Below are 1,050 nucleotides of genomic sequence, written 5' to 3'. Positions count from 1 at the left end.
TAGAGCGTGTTTCATAAGCCCGATGGTGTGGGGCCGAACCCGTTGTCCGGGTTGAGAAGTTGGTGATATGGCGAGGTCTCCGGTAGTTGGTTGAACGACCAAGCACAACCGGAGACCAACCGGAGACCTCTTGAACAGCGTAACGGCAACCTGCCGTGCGGATCTGACCGATGCCCAGTGGGCAAAACTGAAACCGCTATTACCTGCCGGTATGAAACCGGGCCGGCCACCGCGGTGGTCGAAACGACGGTTGATCGACGGGATCCGCTGGCGGATCCGCACCGGTAGCCCATGGCCTGACATCCCGGCGATGTATGGACCGTGGCAGACGGTGTATGGGTTGTTCCGCCGCTGGCAGCGCGACGGAACGTGGGAATCGATGCTGACCGCGCTGCAAGCCCACGCCGACGCTGCAGGCGAGATCGAGTGGACGGTGAGCGTGGACTCCACCGTCGCCCGAGCGCACCAGCATGCGGCCGGTGCCCGCCGCGACCCGCACCGCCAGGCCGAGCCGGCGGGCGGATTCGATGACGAACCCGCCGACCATGGTCTCGGACGGTCGCGGGGCGGATTCACCACGAAGCTGCACTTGGCCGCCGACCAGGGGCAGCGGCCGTTGGCTCTGCTGGTCACGCCTGGTCAGTGGGCCGATTGCCCGCAGTTCACGACCGTGCTCGGCGAGATCCGGGTGCCGCGGCTCGGGGTCGGTGGTACCCGGTCGCGTCCGGATCGGGTTCTGGCCGACAAAGCCTATTCTTCGGCGGCCAACCGTGCCTACCTGCGGCGACGCGGGATAAAAGCGACTATCCCGATCAAGGCGGATCAGGCCGCGAATCGCGCGGCCAAAGGCCATGCCGGTGGGCGACCGCCCGCGTTCGATCTCGGTCTCTACGCCCTGCGGCACGCCGTGGAATGCACGATCAACCGCCTGAAACAGCACAGGGCAGTGGCCACCCGGTATGACAAACTCGCCGTCCGCTACCTGGCCACCGTCCGTGTCGCCGCGATCAACCTGTGGTTATCAGGCCCAGGCTTATGAAACACGCGCTA

The 1,050-nt window shown here is 65.7% G+C and carries 1 protein-coding gene; it reads left to right on the top strand.

The window, feature by feature from the left end; all coding sequences use genetic code 11:
- Positions 1-130: 130 nt before the first annotated feature.
- Positions 131-1,039, top strand: a complete 909-nt coding sequence (locus NGR01S_RS29735; RefSeq protein ID WP_063042723.1) for an IS5 family transposase — start codon at positions 131-133, stop codon at positions 1,037-1,039.
- The last annotated feature ends 11 nt before the right edge of the window (positions 1,040-1,050 follow it).

It is taken from the genome of Nocardia grenadensis NBRC 108939 (assembly GCF_001613445.1).
Lineage (GTDB): Bacteria > Actinomycetota > Actinomycetes > Mycobacteriales > Mycobacteriaceae > Nocardia > Nocardia grenadensis.
The sequence above is the reverse complement of the archived record's forward strand: the minus strand, read 5'-3'. Positions and strand labels throughout refer to the sequence as shown.